The 16,159-nt window shown below is 64.2% G+C and carries 16 protein-coding genes and 1 pseudogene; 11 read left to right on the forward strand and 6 right to left on the reverse strand.

What is annotated here, in order from left to right; all coding sequences use genetic code 11:
- A partial coding sequence (tnpB, locus tag ACZI8Q_RS18390) for an IS607 family element RNA-guided endonuclease TnpB (RefSeq protein WP_463375014.1) occupies positions 1-1,215 on the forward strand: 1,215 nt, incomplete at its 5' end.
- Positions 1,216-1,224: 9 nt separating this feature from the next.
- Entirely contained in the window at positions 1,225-1,530 is a 306-nt protein-coding gene (locus ACZI8Q_RS18395; protein WP_463375015.1) for a MarR family winged helix-turn-helix transcriptional regulator, read from the forward strand.
- Positions 1,531-1,551: 21 nt separating this feature from the next.
- Here ACZI8Q_RS18395 and ACZI8Q_RS18400 read toward each other — a convergent pair.
- A pseudogene (locus ACZI8Q_RS18400) lies at positions 1,552-3,834 on the reverse strand (FdhF/YdeP family oxidoreductase); the annotation flags it as partial.
- Positions 3,835-3,947: 113 nt separating this feature from the next.
- Here ACZI8Q_RS18400 and ACZI8Q_RS18405 point away from each other — a divergent pair.
- The 3 genes from ACZI8Q_RS18405 (at position 3,948) to ACZI8Q_RS18415 (ending at position 6,525) form a co-directional block, all read left to right on the forward strand.
- Positions 3,948-4,394 carry a hypothetical protein gene (locus tag ACZI8Q_RS18405; RefSeq protein ID WP_463375016.1) on the forward strand — a complete coding sequence of 149 codons (447 nt, stop codon included), beginning with the start codon at positions 3,948-3,950 and terminating at the stop codon, positions 4,392-4,394.
- 96 nt (positions 4,395-4,490) lie between these two features.
- Positions 4,491-4,922: a hypothetical protein gene (locus ACZI8Q_RS18410; RefSeq protein WP_463375017.1), complete on the forward strand. Its 432-nt coding sequence runs from the start codon at positions 4,491-4,493 to the stop codon at positions 4,920-4,922.
- 151 nt (positions 4,923-5,073) lie between these two features.
- Positions 5,074-6,525, forward strand: coding sequence for a protein kinase family protein (locus ACZI8Q_RS18415; protein WP_463375018.1), 1,452 nt, complete (start codon positions 5,074-5,076; stop codon positions 6,523-6,525).
- Between the two features lie 4 nt (positions 6,526-6,529).
- On the opposite strand, the gene ACZI8Q_RS18420 is transcribed toward ACZI8Q_RS18415, so the two are convergent.
- Complete coding sequence (locus ACZI8Q_RS18420; protein WP_463375019.1) at positions 6,530-7,486, reverse strand: hypothetical protein; 957 nt, start codon at positions 7,484-7,486, stop codon at positions 6,530-6,532.
- 218 nt (positions 7,487-7,704) lie between these two features.
- Here ACZI8Q_RS18420 and ACZI8Q_RS18425 point away from each other — a divergent pair, with 218 nt between their 5' ends.
- Positions 7,705-8,028 (forward strand): DUF6412 domain-containing protein, encoded by a 324-nt coding sequence (locus tag ACZI8Q_RS18425; RefSeq protein ID WP_463375020.1) that lies wholly within the window; start codon positions 7,705-7,707, stop codon positions 8,026-8,028.
- Positions 8,029-8,147: 119 nt separating this feature from the next.
- On the forward strand, positions 8,148-9,110 hold the full coding sequence (gene yidC, locus ACZI8Q_RS18430) for a membrane protein insertase YidC (protein ID WP_463375021.1): 963 nt from the start codon (positions 8,148-8,150) through the stop codon (positions 9,108-9,110).
- 86 nt (positions 9,111-9,196) lie between these two features.
- Here yidC and ACZI8Q_RS18435 read toward each other — a convergent pair whose 3' ends face one another.
- Complete coding sequence (locus ACZI8Q_RS18435; protein ID WP_463375022.1) at positions 9,197-9,913, reverse strand: cutinase family protein; 717 nt, start codon at positions 9,911-9,913, stop codon at positions 9,197-9,199.
- Between the two features lie 214 nt (positions 9,914-10,127).
- Complete coding sequence (locus ACZI8Q_RS18440) at positions 10,128-10,475, reverse strand: hypothetical protein (protein ID WP_463375023.1); 348 nt, start codon at positions 10,473-10,475, stop codon at positions 10,128-10,130.
- 99 nt (positions 10,476-10,574) lie between these two features.
- On the opposite strand from ACZI8Q_RS18440, the gene ACZI8Q_RS18445 reads away from it, so the two are divergent.
- The gene (locus ACZI8Q_RS18445; RefSeq protein ID WP_463375024.1) at positions 10,575-10,862 is read left to right on the forward strand and encodes a DUF1905 domain-containing protein; all 288 of its coding nucleotides are present in this window, start codon (positions 10,575-10,577) and stop codon (positions 10,860-10,862) included.
- 145 nt (positions 10,863-11,007) lie between these two features.
- Positions 11,008-11,382 carry a hypothetical protein gene (locus tag ACZI8Q_RS18450; RefSeq protein WP_463375025.1) on the forward strand — a complete coding sequence of 125 codons (375 nt, stop codon included), beginning with the start codon at positions 11,008-11,010 and terminating at the stop codon, positions 11,380-11,382.
- A gap of 58 nt (positions 11,383-11,440) precedes the next feature.
- Here the strand turns inward: ACZI8Q_RS18450 and ACZI8Q_RS18455 are convergent, their stop codons facing one another.
- A complete protein-coding gene (locus ACZI8Q_RS18455) occupies positions 11,441-12,202 on the reverse strand; it encodes an alpha/beta hydrolase (protein WP_463375080.1) in 762 nt (253 codons plus the stop codon).
- A 371-nt stretch (positions 12,203-12,573) separates the two neighbouring features.
- Here ACZI8Q_RS18455 and ACZI8Q_RS18460 point away from each other — a divergent pair, with 371 nt between their 5' ends.
- On the forward strand, positions 12,574-13,632 hold the full coding sequence (locus ACZI8Q_RS18460) for a metallophosphoesterase (protein ID WP_463375026.1): 1,059 nt from the start codon (positions 12,574-12,576) through the stop codon (positions 13,630-13,632).
- Positions 13,633-13,710: 78 nt separating this feature from the next.
- On the opposite strand, the gene ACZI8Q_RS18465 is transcribed toward ACZI8Q_RS18460, so the two are convergent.
- Positions 13,711-15,375, reverse strand: a complete 1,665-nt coding sequence (locus ACZI8Q_RS18465) for an MDR family MFS transporter (RefSeq protein WP_463375027.1) — start codon at positions 15,373-15,375, stop codon at positions 13,711-13,713.
- Between the two features lie 163 nt (positions 15,376-15,538).
- Here ACZI8Q_RS18465 and ACZI8Q_RS18470 point away from each other — a divergent pair, with 163 nt between their 5' ends.
- The gene (locus ACZI8Q_RS18470) at positions 15,539-16,123 is read left to right on the forward strand and encodes a TetR/AcrR family transcriptional regulator (protein WP_463375028.1); all 585 of its coding nucleotides are present in this window, start codon (positions 15,539-15,541) and stop codon (positions 16,121-16,123) included.
- Positions 16,124-16,159 lie beyond the last annotated feature (36 nt).

Here is a 16,159-nt window from a genome sequence, read left to right on the forward strand (position 1 = left end):
CGGCGTAAGGACGACTATGCGCCGTGGTGGGGTGCGAACTCGAAGGAGGCCTACAACACCGGTCTCGACAGCCTGGCCCGCGGTCTGGACGCCTGGAGCCAGTCGCGTAAAGGTGCGCGGGCGGGGAAGGCGGTGGGGTTTCCGCGGTTCAAGACCGCGCGTGCGCGGCGCAGTGTTCGGTTCACCACCGGCACCCTCCGCGTCGAACCCGGCCGGCATCATGTGAGTCTTCCCCGGGTGGGAATGATCAAAACGCATGAGTCGACTCGGAAACTGGCGCGGCGGATCGAGTCCGGGACCGCACGGATTTTGTCGGCCACGGTGACGCAGGATTCGTCGGGGCGATGGTCTTGCTCGTTTCAGACTCTCGTGGCGGCCAAGACCCGGCCCGCCCACGCGTCACGGTCGCCGTATCCGGTGGTGGGGGTGGATGTGGGAGTGAAGGCCGACAGCCTCCTGGTGGTCGCCACCCCCGACGGGACCGAGATCAACCGAGTCCGGGCGCCGAAGTCACTCACCGCAGCGCAGGCCAGTCTCCGTGTGTTGCAACGCAAGGCCGCCCGCCAGCACGGCCCCTACGACCCGGCCACGAAGACCCGGCAAAGACCGTCGGCGCGGTGGCAACGCACCCAAGCCCGGATAGGGAGAACGCATGCGCGGGCTGCCGCGATACGCCGGGATGTGGTGCACAAGGCCACCACCGCCCTCGCGCAACAGCACCAGGTCGTCACCGTGGAGACGTTGAGCGCCGCCGGTATGCGCCGTGCTGGTGGCGCCTACAAGAAGGGCCTCAACCGTGCCCTCGCGGATGCCGCACTCGCCGAGGTGCGACGGATGCTCACCTACAAAACCGCCTGGTATGGGTCCACGGTGGTGGCGGCGGATCGGTTCTATCCCAGTTCGAAGACGTGTTCGGGGTGTGGTGGGCGAAAGCCAAACCTGACCCTCGCCGAGCGCACCTATGCATGTGAGTACTGCGGGTTGTCGATCGATCGTGATCGTAATGCCGCGATCAACCTCGCCCGACTCGGCGAGACCCATATCCTGGGTGAACAGAGTTCCGCCGGCAGTAGGTCGGTGGCAGGACGTGGAGCCATCCGTGAGACCGGGCCTGCACACGCAGGCCAGGCAGGAGGCTGTGAAGCGTCAACCCGGCACAACCCGACCCGGGTTGATCGGACCGGGACCGTCGCCCCGCAAGAGGCGACTGCCTGATGGAGGAGCATGCTCACATTTGCTCACCACAAGGCAACGGTGACCCGGCTGCTCGACCGCCTCGAGAAGAAGCAATTGGTGCGACGCCGACGCAGCGAAATCGATCGTCGAGTGGTCGACCTCGAACTCACCGAGGCCGGTCGGCGAATCACGCCCGAACTGGTCCCGGCTTTCGGGAAAGCCGCCGATCAACTGTTCGCGGGCATCTCGGCAGACGACGTCCGGCAGTTGGGCAGCACGCTCGAGAAGGCGATCGCGAACGTGCGCCCAGGCGATGGCGACACGCCCAGCGCGTCGCGCTTCACCGGGAAGTGAGCGACCTACGCCGAATTACACCTGCCCTGCGCGCTCCAACGAGATGATGATCGACTTGGAGGTGGGGCAATTGCTTCCCAGTGCCGTGGAATCGAGCGGCACGAGCGGGTTCGTCTCGGGGTAGTAGGCGGCAGCCGAGCCACGAGGGGTGTCGTACTGGACTATTCTGAAGGAGTCGGCGCGGCGCTCGTGATCGTCACCGTCCCACTGTGTCACGAGATCCACCATGTCGCCGTTGTCGAACCCGAGGGCAGCGATGTCGTCGCGGTGCATGAACACCACCCGGCGGCCACCCTCGATGCCGCGGTAACGGTCACTCAGCCCGTAGATGGTGGTGTTGAACTGGTCGTGGCTGCGGAGAGTCTGCAGAACCAGGTGTCCGCGCGGAACCTGGAGAACGTCGATGGGCGAGGTGGCGAATTCGGCTCGGCCCGACTTGGTTTCGAACGTGCGGGAGTCCCTCGGCGGGTGCGGAAGAATGAATCCGCCTGGGCGCCGGGCGTTGACCTCGTACCCTTCGCAGCCTTCCACGACCCGCGAGATGTGCGAGCGGATGTTGGCATAGTCGTCGCGCATGCTCTTCCAGTCGATCCCGTAGCGGTCACCGATTGCGGCTTCCGCGATGCGGGTGATGATGCCGACCTCGGATTCGAGGTAGGGACTGGCGGGCTTCAGCGGACCACGGGACGCGTGGACGGCGCACACCGAATCCTCCACCGAAATGTACTGCGCCCCACTGGCCTGAATATCCTGCTCTGTGCGGCCCTTGGTCGGCAGGATCAGCGCAGTCTCGCCGCACACCAGATGCGACCGGTTGATCTTGGTGGAGATATGGACCGTCATCTTCATCGTCCGCATGGCCGCCGCAGTCACAGTGGTATCCGGCGCCGCCTGAACGAAGTTGCCGCCGAGCCCGAGGAAGAAGTGCGCCTTGCCATCGCGCATGGCACGGATCGAATCGACGGTGTCGTAACCGTGCTCGCGGGGCGGGTCGAAACCGAACTCCTTCTCGAGCGCGTCCAGGAAGTGGTCCGGCATCCTCTCCCAGATACCCATCGTCCGGTCACCCTGCACGTTGGAGTGCCCGCGGACCGGGAACAGACCCGCGCCAGGTTTGCCGATATTTCCTTGCAGCAGAGCAACATTGGTTACTTCTTTGATGATCGCAACCGAATTGTGGTGCTGAGTGAGGCCCATGGCCCAGCAGAACACCGTCGCGTCGGAATCTCGCAGCATTCCCGCGGCTTCCGTGATCTCCTCACGCGAGAGGCCGGTCGTCGTGGTGACCACATCCCAGTCGATATCGGTGACGTTCGCCTTCCACTCCTCGAAGCCAGTTGTGTATTGGTCGATGAAGTCGTGATCGAGCGCATCCCACTGCACCAGCAGCGCCCCGAACGCCTGCAACAGCGCCAGATCACCGTTGACGGCAATCGGCAGATGCATATCCGACAGATCGGTGCCGGGGCCCACCACACCACGCGGAGTCTGCGGGTTCTTGAAATTGACCAGACCGGCCTCGCGCAGCGGATTGATCGACAGAATCTTCGCGCCGTTGCGCTTGGCCTCGTCCAGCGCCGTCAGCATCCGCGGATGATTGGTTCCCGGGTTCTGCCCCTGCAGAACGATCAGTTTCGCGTGGTGAACGTCGTCCATCGTCACGCTCGCCTTACCGATGCCGATCGACTCCGCCAAGGCAACACTGGTCGACTCGTGGCACATGTTGGAGCAGTCGGGCAGGTTGTTGGTCCCCAGCGCCCGGACGAAGAGTTGATACGCGAAGGCCGCCTCGTTGGACGCCCGGCCGGACGTGTAGAAGATGGCCTCGTCCGGGCGCTCCAGCGCCTTCAGTTGATCACCGATCAATGCGTACGCGTCGTCCCAGCTGATCGGCTCGTAGTGGGTCGCGCCTGGGCGCTTGACCATCGGATGAGTGATCCGACCCTGCTGGCCGAGCCAATGTTCGGTGTGACTGTCGAGGTCCGCGATGCTGTGCCTGGCGAAGAAGTCGGGGTTCGCACGATCTCGGGTGCCTTCCTCCGCAACCGCCTTGGCGCCGTTCTCGCAGAATTCGGCGCTCGCACGATGACCTGCGTCGGGGTCTGGCCAGGCGCAGCTCATGCAGTCGAACCCCTCGGCCTGGTTCAGTTGCAGCAACGCCTCCGCCGAGCGGACCAACCCCATACGCTCGAACGAGCGCTTCAATGCGACCGCGACGGCCGGGACGCCCGCCGCATGATCCTTCTGCGGCTTGACCTGCAGATCGGCCTCACTGTAATCGGTCTGCTCTTTCTTGCCGCGCATCTTCATCCTCTCTCCGCCAGCCCATGCCATGTTCCCACGCTGCAGGTGCACCGCACACCCCGTCCGAGGAAGCCGGTCGAATCGAGTTCCAGCCACCACGTATCGTCTTCACGGTGAACAGGGGAGACGCCGTGCGGGGCTCGGGGATTCTGTTGGCGACGGCAGTACTCCTGTCGGGGTGTGGAACGCCGACCTCCGAAGATGCCGCGTCGACACCTTCGGCGACGCCGAGCGCCGAAGTACGCGCACCCGACGCCCGCATCCTCGGGGTCGAAGAAGGTGCCGAATGCGACAAGGACGTGGTGTCCTACGTCCCGTACGACTTCCGGCTGAAATTGAATGCCCATGGCATTCAGGGTGACGAGTTCTCCTTCGATTACGTAATGAAGGACGGGTCTATCGATAAAGGCGAATTCAAGATCCCGTTCGATCCGGGTCAGCGAGGGCTCCAGGTGACCACAGGGAAGACCACGTTCGACGTCGACCGGATCATCGTCCACGCTCGGGGCGAGTCCGGAATCGGCGGGTCTTGCGTCATCACGCTCGCGTCGGCTTCCTGAGATATATCACCAATCTTGTGACCAGCACTCTGAGACTCACCACAGTCGAGACTCGAGTCTATTGACAATTCTCGATGGTGCCGTAGCGTCCCCGCGGTGAACAGGGGAGATTCAATACGGGGTTCGGGGATTCTGCTGGCCACGACAGCAATATTTCTGTCGGGATGTAGCGATTTCACAATCGACAACGCCCGGCCGGCACCGGCACACACGACGACCAACTCGGAATCCGCAGACATCCGTCTCCTCGGGGTCGAGGAGGGCGCTGAATGCGACCCGGGCATCGTGTCGTTGGTTCCCTACGATCTCAACCTGAAGCTGCAAATCCATGAGAACCCTGTTTCCAGGTTGACCTTCGACCTGGAGATGAAGGACGGGTCAGTGGTGACCGGGCCGTCTGCCGCCGGAGGCAACGACACCGTCGACACCGGTACGGCCGCAGCCGACGTCAACCGCGTCATCGTCCACGCGCACAATGGTCCGGGGACCAGCGAATCCTGTGTCGTCACCCTGGCGTTCACACCGTGAGCCGCACGATATTTCGGCTGTCACTGTGATCTGCGGGAACACCGACTGTGCCTCGACATGATCCGCCGGGTCGAGCGGTGTTCGTTCGTCTCCGCCACGCGCAAGAATCGTTCGGTGGCGATTCTTGCGCTGAAATTGGAAGATGATGTAGATGACCGGATCGAATTCAGCGCCTGGAGGCGACCACAACGGACGCCAGACCTCGAGGTTGGTGCCCGGTCGAGTGATCGGCGCCGGCCGCTACCGCCTGCTGTCGCCGCAGGGCGCGGTCAAGGGCTTCCAGTTCTGGCACGCGTTCGATGGGACTCTCGAGCGGGATGTGGCACTCACGGTCGTTCCTCCAGGTGACGACCAAGCTTCGATACTGGAACGGACACTACGCCTCGGCCACATCGACAGTCCTGGGCTCGCGCGGATTCTCGACGTCACCAATGTGGGTGCAGTGGGCGGGATCGTGGTTGCGGAGTGGACTCCCGGTGTGCCGTTACGAGAGATCACGGAAACCTCGTCGACGCAATCGGCTCAGGCGGTCCGCGCGCTGGCTACCGCCGCGGAACTGGCACACCGAAGCCAAGGCGCGCTGTCGATCGACCACCCGAACCGAATCCGGATCAGCAACCGGGGCGACGCCGTACTCGCCTTTCCTGCGGTTCCGGCCGACGCGAACCCCGACGCGGACGTCCAGGGCGTGGGCGCCGTTCTGTACGCCCTGCTGACCAAGACCTGGGCTCTACGCGGAGAGGCGGCACAGGCCCCTGATGCGGTGGAGGCCATCGGTGGGCTACCGGCTTCGCCACGCGACCCTTCCGGTGCGCCGCTCGCACCACACGTTCTCCGTCCAGATGTGGACTACTCGACCTCCATCCTGGCAGTACGCGCCCTCGACACCAGTACTCGTGGACTGCGTACCGCAGGAACCGTCGTCAACGTGATCGATCAGAACCTGGCCGATGCGAGCGCTGCGCATGCTGCGGACACTGCGGCGAGCACGGGAACCGAGCCGGTCGCAGAGCCCGAGGCGACGAGCACTCAGGATCGTGACAAACGATGGAAGTACGCCGGCTTCGGTGCGGCAGTGGTAGCTGTTGTCCTCCTGATCTGGGGACTGGCCGGGGTCCTCGCCGGAGGCGAGTTCAAGACGAACGCCCCAGAAATCAGCAACCCGGCCGTGCCCGCAACGTCCTCGGCGACCAGTTCGGCGGTTCCTGCGCCGACTGCATCGCCTGGCACATCAGCATCGAGCACATCAGCATCGAGCGCCCCGCCGGACACCACCACCCGATCCGAACCGACCACACGGCGCGAACCGACGTCTGCGCCGCCGCGCGTCCAGGCACCTCCACCTGAGCGTGCTCCGGCTCCGGCTCCCGCCCCAGCTCCGGCACCATCGGATGTATTGCCCTGCTATCCCGGATACAGCCACCAGCCGCCACCGGACGGGCCGTGCCTCCCTGTCGGCGGTCCGGCCGCCCCTGCACCGGCCCCACCACCGGCTCCTGCCCCGGAGCCCGCACCGCCCGCGCCTGCCGACCCCTATTCTCTGCCGTGCTACCCGGGCTATTACCACGATCCCTCTCGCGGCGGCCAGTGCTGGGCCAACTAGCGCATCATCTTCCGAGGAACCGGGAGACGACGCGTTCGGCCACCTGTCGCAGCGTCACCGGGCTGCCGGTGTCTTCGCCCTCTATGCTCAACCAGTACTCGCAGGTCTCGTCCAGGCAGGCAACATAGCCGGCAGGGTTCTCGGTGGGCTGCAATTCCCCCGGCGGTCCGGTGGGCTGGTCAGCCGTGTAGTGGGTGAAGCTGACGTGGAAATCCCAGACACCGTCATCGGGTTTGATGATTCCGGACTTTGCGTCCGGTGGGACGAAGGTGCACGAAGGCGTTTCCCCGGTGAAGTACAGGTTTGCGGTGGTCGGGGTTTGCTCCGCGGCATCGAGTGCGGCAGTGCACACCTGCCGGGCAATGAGCGGGACAGGCAGGACGGTCAGGTCAGTACCCGGGGTGGGTGGAGTCGCGACGAACTCGCCCTGCGGAGGCAGTTCGGGGCCCGGCTGCGTCAGTTTCTGCACCACAGCCTGCACAATCTGCTCGCTTCGCGTTTCCACACCGTCGTCTGCGGCAACGGTGACATCGAGATACGGCGTGAGGTCCGAAGGGCGGTATCCACGCTCGGCCAATCCGTCGAACAACGAGACCTGCCAACTCTGACCGAGGTTGACCAGGTCGTGCATGCGCGCAGGCCGGCCGGCGACAGGCGCATGCCGGGCCAATTGCGTTTCCTCTTCGTCGGTCAACTCCAGGAGGACAGCGCCCGCAGCACTCGAGATACTGCACGTCTCGTCTTCTGTGGTCTTGTCGACGGGTCCGCCCAGCAATTCACCCCACGTGGCATCGTCGAGAATCCGACACAGGAAATCGGCCCGGGTGTCGTCCAACAGGAAGGCAATGTGCTCCCCGCGGGGCAGCGGAGCCGGGCTCGCCTGCGCAGGAGCCTCCGAATCCGTCTCGGTAGTCACCTGCTGTGACCCACAGCCGGCCACCACAACCATGAGAGCGACCATCGACGCGACCAAACATCCACGGCGGTTTCGGGATCGGCGCGGGATGCGAATCCCGCCACGCGGACCGACCGACCTACTACCCATGTGATTCCCCCCTGGTCCTGGTGAGGTGTTCGGGAACCCCGCCCCAGCCGAACCGTACAGTCTGCGACCCGTCTGTCGAAATTCGTGTGCGCTACGACCTGCCGTGGACGACGACACTCGGTATGCTGCCTCGCATGACGCGAACGTTGACCGCTCTCACGCGGGGACTGAACCTGGTTCAGTTCACATGGGTGACCGGTCTGACGTTGGTTGTGTTTGCGACAACCGCGATCGACGCGCCCACTGCAGTCGTCGGCGCCACGGTCGCGCTCGTCCTGCTGCTCTCGGCTACCGGACAGGACTCGCGCTCGCAGCTGCACTCGGTGACGTCACCGACTGTCGGCCCACGACGCGAAGAACGTCGACTACGCGGCGCCTTCCGCAGGCAGAGCGCACCGAACAATCCCGGCCGTCCCCGCCAGGCCCGCGCACCCGGACCGGTCCCGGCCCTCGCATAACACTCGCGAATCGGCCGACTCTCGCTCGACCGTCCCTGCCACGCCGTAGTCTCCAGGACGAATCGGCGTGAACTCCTACTCGCACGATGTCGCATCGTGCCGCAAAGAGGTATTCGAGAATGCTCGACTTCATCTACTATCCGGTCTCCGGAATCATGTGGTTCTGGCACAAGGCCTTCGGAGCGATTCTGGGCCCGGACAACGGCTTCGCCTGGGCGCTGTCTGTGGTGTTTCTGGTCTTCACCGTTCGCGTCGTGTTGCTCTGGCCGGCAATCACGATGATGCGCACAACGCGCCGGATGCAGAAGCTGCAACCGCACATCCAGGCCCTGAAAGACCGGTACGCCGACGACCGTCCTCGACGCGCCGCCGAAATGCAGAAGTTGCAGAAGGAGCACGGCGTCAAGCCGCTGCTGGGGTGCCTGCCCATGTTCGTGCAACTTCCCGTCTTCCTCGGGCTCTATCACGTACTGCGTTCGTTCAACCGCACCGGAACCGCAGTGGGCGGCCTCGGGATGACCCCGGAGGAGAACGCGAACACCGCGAACTACGTCTTCAGCGTCGCCGACGTGCAGTCGTTTCTGAGCGCGCGTCTGTTCGGTGTGCCGATCTCCGCAGCGATCACCAGCCCGCAGAGTGTGCTCGAGTCCTTTGCACCGCACGGCGGAATCCCGACCATGGCCGCCATCGCCGCCGTCGCGATCCCGCTGATGGTGATCGCCAGCCTCGCAACACACTTCAACGCGAGGGCATCGATAGCGTGGCGCAGTCAGATCGTGGAGCCCACCCCGCCGGTGGCAATCATGAACAAGCTGATGCTGTGGGTCTTTCCGCTCGGCGCCCTCACCTTCGGGTGGTTCCTCCCCGTCGCGATCTTGCTGTACTGGGTGAGCAACAACCTCTGGACCTTCTGCCAGCAGCACCTCCTGTTCCGGCACATCGACCGTCAGGAAGCCGCAAAGGAGCGAGAGGCCGCAGAACGGCGCTCGACCACCGCACATGAACCGGAGGCGGCCGACGACCGGACAGAAGTCCGCGAAACCGAAACCGAATCAGCCAACGCAGACCGATCCGCAGACTGACTCTTGGTGACAGCAGTATCGGCGACCGGCACTGTCCGGTCGCCGATACTGCGTCATACCAGTAACCCGGTCGCCACCTGGTACGGCTACAGGCGACTGATTGCGAATTGCGCACCCGCCACGGTCATGCCGTTGACGGCATACAACACATGCAGCGGGTTCGGTTGGGCGAGTGGCTGCCCGTCACAGATGTTGTCGAACGGGATGCAGTAGTCGACGGTCTTCGACGCGTCCGACGCCTGGACAGTGAGGGGCAGTGCGCCCGCGTCCTTCATGAAACGAGCCGAGGGCTTTCCGAAATTGACGACAGCGACAATCTTGTCGGCAGCCTGAGGCGAGAGCGGTGCGGGCATACCGTTCCAATACTCGGCTGAAACCCCCTCGGGCTTACCCGGCAGGGTGGCGAACCAATTCACGACAGCGCCCTGTGAGTATCCGCCCAGAACGATCTTCGTACCCGGGCAGTTCGCGGCGGTGTTCTCTATATGGGTGCGGACGTCGCGAATACCGTCCACGACGTTGTCGACGAAGGCGACCTGGTTGCCGAAATCGGCGCTGGCCGGATAATCCACAGCATAGGAACTGATCGATCTGTCCCCACCAAGCAACCGCATCGACTCCACGAAGGTCGTGCCCGTGCCACCCAGGCCTGGCGGTTCGGCAGTACCACGAGCGAACACCACATCGACATCGGAACACGGCGCGGGAGCCGCCGATGCCGAATGCAAGGGCAGTGACAACGGCGCCACGAGGGCGACCATCGCAGCACCCAGAGATGACGCGAGAATGCGTGCCTTCATCATCCGACCGTACAATGGCCGGCACCGTTCGCGATCGGATTTCGTATCGTTGTCGGCGGTGCACATCGTCGCGGACATCGCGAACCCACGTGCTCGGGTATCGGGGATGCGGCCGAGACACCCGATCCGACACCGCTCAGGCCAGCACACGGTCTCGCACGCGAGTGCCGCACCGAACAGCTGCCAACCGACACTCTGCTCAGGCACGGGTTCGCACTTACATGCGCGCGACCCGCTCGAATGGATACCGAACGATCATGGTGATCGCGATTCCATAGGCTGCCACGGCAACAAGCCACACCATCGGCAACTCCAAAGTCACTGCACCGAGGGCCGACACTGTGAACAGGACTGCAGGCGGTATCGCCATGATTGCCGCCGCACCGCTCCACCGCGCAACCAGCCCGTTGGCCCTCGCGGCCAGATCCACATTCTGACGGACTGTGTCGGGAACCTTGTATCCCATCTCGGGAGCGGTGAATCGGCCCTGCGTTCCGTTGTATGCGACCCAGCCCGACACACCAACCATGGCCCAGAACAGCAGCGCCAGAATCGCATTCTCCACGCACGAATCGTAGTCCAAACTTCCCAGATCATTCAGGGCGTAGCCTCGACGTCGAGTACTTGGTTCGTGTGACCCACCCGCCCAATCGAAGGGGTCGAGATGAACAAGAAGCAAGGACCTCTCGACATCACGTTCACGGCGGTTCTCGGCAAGGTACGCGAGGGCGACACATGGACGTGCGTGCAGCTGCCTGATTCCGCAACGGTGTTCGGTACCCGGGGACTGGTCAAGGTCGCGGGAACCGTCGACGGGGAGCCGTTCCATGGCGCCTTCATGGCCCTGGGCGACGGCACCCACAAGCTTCCTGTGAGCGCCGCCGTCCGCAAGGCAATCGGCAAGTCCGACGGCGACGAGGTGGAGGTCCGCCTCACCGAACGCCTTTCCTAGCTCCGCTCAACGCGGGCGCCACGTAACAACGCCTTGGCGCGGGCGCCACGTAACAACGCCTTGGCGCGGGCGCCACGTAACAACTCGGAGCCCACGTTCGACTTTCTGGGTAGGCACTCGTACGGCCCTGGCGGGAGAATTGCAGATGAAGCGCAAGACGCAAACAACAGAAGTTGCCACGCGGATCACCATCGCTGCTGCGACCGTGCTCGGACTCAGTGCGGTTATCGGCTCGGGGACGGCGCAGGCCGCACCGCAGGATTGTGTGATCACGCGGGACTTCGTCAGCGCATCAGCGACCTGCCACGACGTCGGTACGCCCCCGCATCGGGAGTACACAGTCACCACCGAGTGTTTCGGACTGCATTTCATCCCTAACCGGTTCCCGCTCGTAGCTTTCGGCCCCTACCGAGGGGCGTGGGGTGGTTCCTTCAGACCGGATGGGCAGGGCTCGGCCACCTGCCTCGGCCCCGGCTTGGGGACCATCACCAACGCCTACGTGTCGGTCTACGTCCAGTGATCGAACGGCTCGCTGCCGCTAGCGGACCCGGGTGCGGTGAGGAGCCACCATGCGACGATCACGTCGTCGACGTGGCGGCGGTCGGGACCAGGTGCCGGGCGAAGAACTGCGCTGACGCATCACGCTCGCCGTCAGGCACCGGATACTGCCTGCCCGACCGGGCCTGCAACACCTTCTCCTTGGAGGCGAAGGCATCGAACAAGGCGACCCCTTCGTTGTGATCGAAGTGCCTGTCGTCCCAGGGAATCCGGTACTCGACTGGAGCGGTGACCTTCCGTGCCGCCTCGATCAGAGCATCGTCCACGAAAACGGCACCTAAGCTCAGGGCGGCGATCCGGAATTCAGCCGACGCCAACATCATTCCGGCCACGACACCCGACGAAACACCGCCATAGCCGATGGGTGCTTCCCCGCCGATCTCGGGCAGTGCCTGCAGTTCGTCCAGCGTCGCCCGCCATTCCGGGACCGCACGCTCGGCCAGCGACCAGCTGTAGTCGATGACGATCGGGGCGATCGGATTACCCGCCGTTCTTGCTCGATGGATCGCCTCGGCCCACCGTTGATCCTGCGGGTTTCGTGGCCGGTCGCCGTGTCCAGGCGCGTCGATCGAGGCGACGGTGAACCCTTGGGTGGTCACGCTGTGAACTGCACTGGCGACCAGCCCCGGCGCCTTCTTGTGCATGCCGCCGGAATGACCCAACAGCAGCAACGGTGCGCCGATTGGTCCGGATGCGGGCGACCAGAGCACGCCCGTGATCTCGCCCAGAGTGAAGGTGCGTTCGATGACCCCGTTCGCCAGTGTCTCTGACGTGACATGCAGGGTCTCGGAAGTGAAGTGCATGGTGTTGCCTTTCGGGAGTGCCGTGTTGTCGAGGCGCTCCCAGCGACAGTCACGTCAATCGCCGAACCGTGAACACGAGTGGAGCACCCACCTGCGTACTGCGTACATGGGTCTCACCTCCTCGTGCGATGTCACGGTCTCGCACAGAACTATAAATCTGAACGTAGCCCCGTCCAACCCAATTTCTCGCCCACGAATCGACCGCTGTCGACGCGAACGTTCGACGGCTACGGCAAGATGAACGCCGAGCGAACATTGCGCGGTCCACCCATCGGCCAGTTGAACGGTCGTCCAGGTTCGGGTTAGCTGGGCACGATGCTCAACCGACTCGAACGATGAGGACTGCAACGATGGGGTTTGCCGATATCAATCGACGGCGCTTCTTGGCCGGAGCCACCGCAGCCGGAGCCCTCGCTCCGCTTTACGGTGCCGGTTTGGGACGAGCGGTCGCAGACACCGGCAAGTTCCCCTTTCCCTCCGACGACCAGGTGCGAGTGCTCGTCACCGGTGACGCCGGAACGGGCACCCCGGCGCAGTGGGCGGTCGGCGACGCAATGCGCACGGTGCACGACGCCGAACCGTTCGGGATGGCCTTCGGCCTCGGCGACAACATCTACAACCACGGTCCACAAACCGAACGGGACGTGCAATTCGCAACCAAGTTCGAGGACCCGAACCATGGCCTCGACTTCCCGTGGGCGATGGTGCAGGGCAACCACGACAACAGCGCCGTGGTCGGGGGCGACGGCGGCTGGCTGCTGCGTGGCGACGAAGAGGTCGATTACCACCGCCTCTCCCGTAAGTGGTGGATGCCGAGCCGCTACTACTCGGTACGGGTTCCCGAGGTCAACCCGATCGTCGAGTTCTTCGTCCTGGACCTCAACCCACTCGCCGCGTACCTGCCGCCCTTGCTGGTTCACTACTGGATGCCGGACGGTCAGTTCATGAGCGAGCAGCGCGCCTGGCTCGACAACGCCATCGCGCAGTCGCCGGCGAAATGGAAGATCGCGTGCACCCACCACCCCTATCTGAGCAACGGGTCCCATGGTGACGCCGGCTCCTACGACGGTATCCCGATCGAGCCGATGAACGGCGTACACGTCAAGCGATTCTTCGAGGACCACGTGGTCGGGCGTTGCCAGTTCATCCTCTCCGGGCACGATCACACGCTGCAGGTGCTCGAACCGACGATCGCGTCGAAGGGCACCCGGCAGATCGTCTCGGGCGCGGCAGGAAAGAACAGCCACGGCAAATCGACGACCCCGGAGCGGGCCAACCTGTACCAGAACTTCACCGACGTCGGTTTCATGGCGATGGACCTGACCGCCGACACCGTGCGCACCCGCGCCTACACTGTCGACATCCCCACCGGCACACCCACACTCGCATTCGACCGGCGTCTGGCCTGAATCGCGGGGGAGAACGGGACGGGCCGGTCTTCGCCGACCGCGCCCGCGACGCCTTCTCGGTCGGCCGGACGATGACGACTAACCGTTGCCGACGCCCACCGAAACATTCTGCCGGGCAGCAGAAGTGACGTCAGTACCGTCGAGTACCTCGTTCGGCGGCATGTGATCCGCAGCGTGCGATTCGGCCGAGCCCTCCGCTCCAACGTGCTCGCTGAGCGGCTTCTCCTCGAGGAACCACAGTGCGATGACCGCGAGCACCGCCAGCGGCACCATGAACAGGAAAATGGGCAACAGAGCGTCGTTGTACGACTCCACGACGGGGATGCGTACCGCCTCGGGAAGTGCATTCACCGACGCCGGCGTCAGCGACTTCATACCCGAACCACCGGCGACACCCCCCGCGTCACCGACACCGGAAAGATTCTCCTGCATCAAGGCGACCAGTCGCGACGCGAAAACCGAGCCGACGATGGCGGAACCGACGGTGGCACCCACCTGGCGGAAATAGTTGATCGACGCGGTCGCCGTTCCGACGACATTGCCGGGGAACGCATTCTGCACGATCAGTGTCAGGATCTGCATGCCGAGACCGATACCGAAGCCGAACACTGCGAGGTACGCGCACATCACCCATGTCGCTGTGTTCGGGTGCATGGTCGAGAGCAACGCGAGCCCGATACCCATGACGATCGACCCGACGATCGGAAACGGCTTGTACCGCCCGGTATTCGACACCATCTGCCCCGAGAAGGTCGAGGCGACGAGAAGCGCACCCATCATCGGGATCATCAACAGTCCGGCGACGGTCGCGTTCACACCTGAGACCATCTGGATGTAGGTGGGCATGTAGCCGACGGCACCGAACATCGCGATACCGATCATCAGTGCTGCGATGGTGGTCAGGACGAAGCTACGGTCCTTGAACAGCGTCAACGGCATGACCGGGCTCTCAGCGCGGGATTCGACGAACACGAACGTTGCAGCCAGGACGACCGTGCCGATGCCGAGCCCGATGATCTGCGGCGAGACCCACTCGTAGGTGCCACCGCCCCAGGTGCAGACGAGGACGACGGATGTGGTCGCAGTGGCGATGAGCGCCATGCCGAGGTAGTCGATCTTCGGGCGGATGGTGGTGTGGACCTTGGGCAGGTGCAGGAAGGCCACGGTGGCGGCGATGGCCAGTGCGCCGAGGGGCAGGTTCATCCAGAATGCCCAGCGCCACCCGGGACCCTCGGTGAGCCAGCCGCCGAGCAGCGGTCCAGCCACCGAGGACACCGCGAACACCGCACCCATCAGTCCCATGTACTTGCCGCGGTCGCGAGCGGGCACCACGTCGGCAATCGCCGCCTGCGAGAGGATCATCAGACCGCCACCCCCGAGTCCCTGAACGACGCGGCCGACGACGAGCACGCCGATCCCCTGAGCGAGCGCCCCGACCACGGATCCGGCGAGGAACAGCAGGATCGCCGCGATGAGAACGGGTTTGCGGCCGAGACGGTCGCTGATGCTCCCGTAGACGGGCATCACGATCGTCGAGGCGAGGATGTAGGAGGTGATCACCCACGTCATGTGGTCGACACCGTCGAGTTCGCCGACGATCGTCGGTAGTGCAGTGGACAGCACGGTCTGGTTGAGCGAAGCCAGCAGCATCGTCACCATGAGTCCGGCGAACAGCAGGCCCACGTTCTTCTGGCCGCCGCCGGACTCCGACGTGTCGGGCGCCACCGTGGCAGTGGTTGTCATGAGATCTCTTCTCCGAGAGTTAGCAGGATTTGGTCTCGTCGAGCCGGCAGGGCAAGGCAGTTGGCACTTCGACCGGAAGACTTTAAGATACAGAGTCGCATCTTACGATGCAGAACGTTAGCCTTCCCAACGAAGATGCGCAACTGTTTCTCGAGGAGTCGATATGACGGAACGCAGACGGGGCGCGGCACTGGAAGAAGCCCTACTCGACGCGACCTGGGCCGAACTGTCCGAGACCGGGTACGCGAATCTGACGATGGAAGCCGTCGCCGCACGCGCACGCACCAGTCGCCCGGTGATCTATCGGCGGTGGCCCGACAAGGCCGACCTGATCCGCGCCGCCATGCGACACATCCTCGAACGGAATCGTCCACCCGTGCCGGACACCGGATCGCTCCGCGGCGACATCCTGGCGCTGATGCGCGAGATCAACCGGACCAGCGTCGGCCTTATGACCGCACTGAGCGTGCAGGTCGCCGAATATTACGAAGCCACCGGCACGAGCCCGAGCGACCTACGCAAACTGCTCGCCACCGAACAACCCGGGGCACTGGACATCATCTTCGATCGCGCTGCCGCGCGGGGCGAGGTCGACCAGACTCGGGTCACCAACAGGATCAGATCACTGCCGTTCGATCTGCTCCGGCAAGAGATTCTCATGCACAGGCAGGCCGCCACGGACGCCGCCATCTCGGAGATCGTCGATACCATCTTCCTTCCACTGACCACGGCACGAACAGAAGGGTGAGTCCCACTGGGGCGGTGGACATTCCGTGTAACCGCA

The sequence above is a fragment of the Rhodococcus quanlei genome (genome assembly GCF_055231015.1).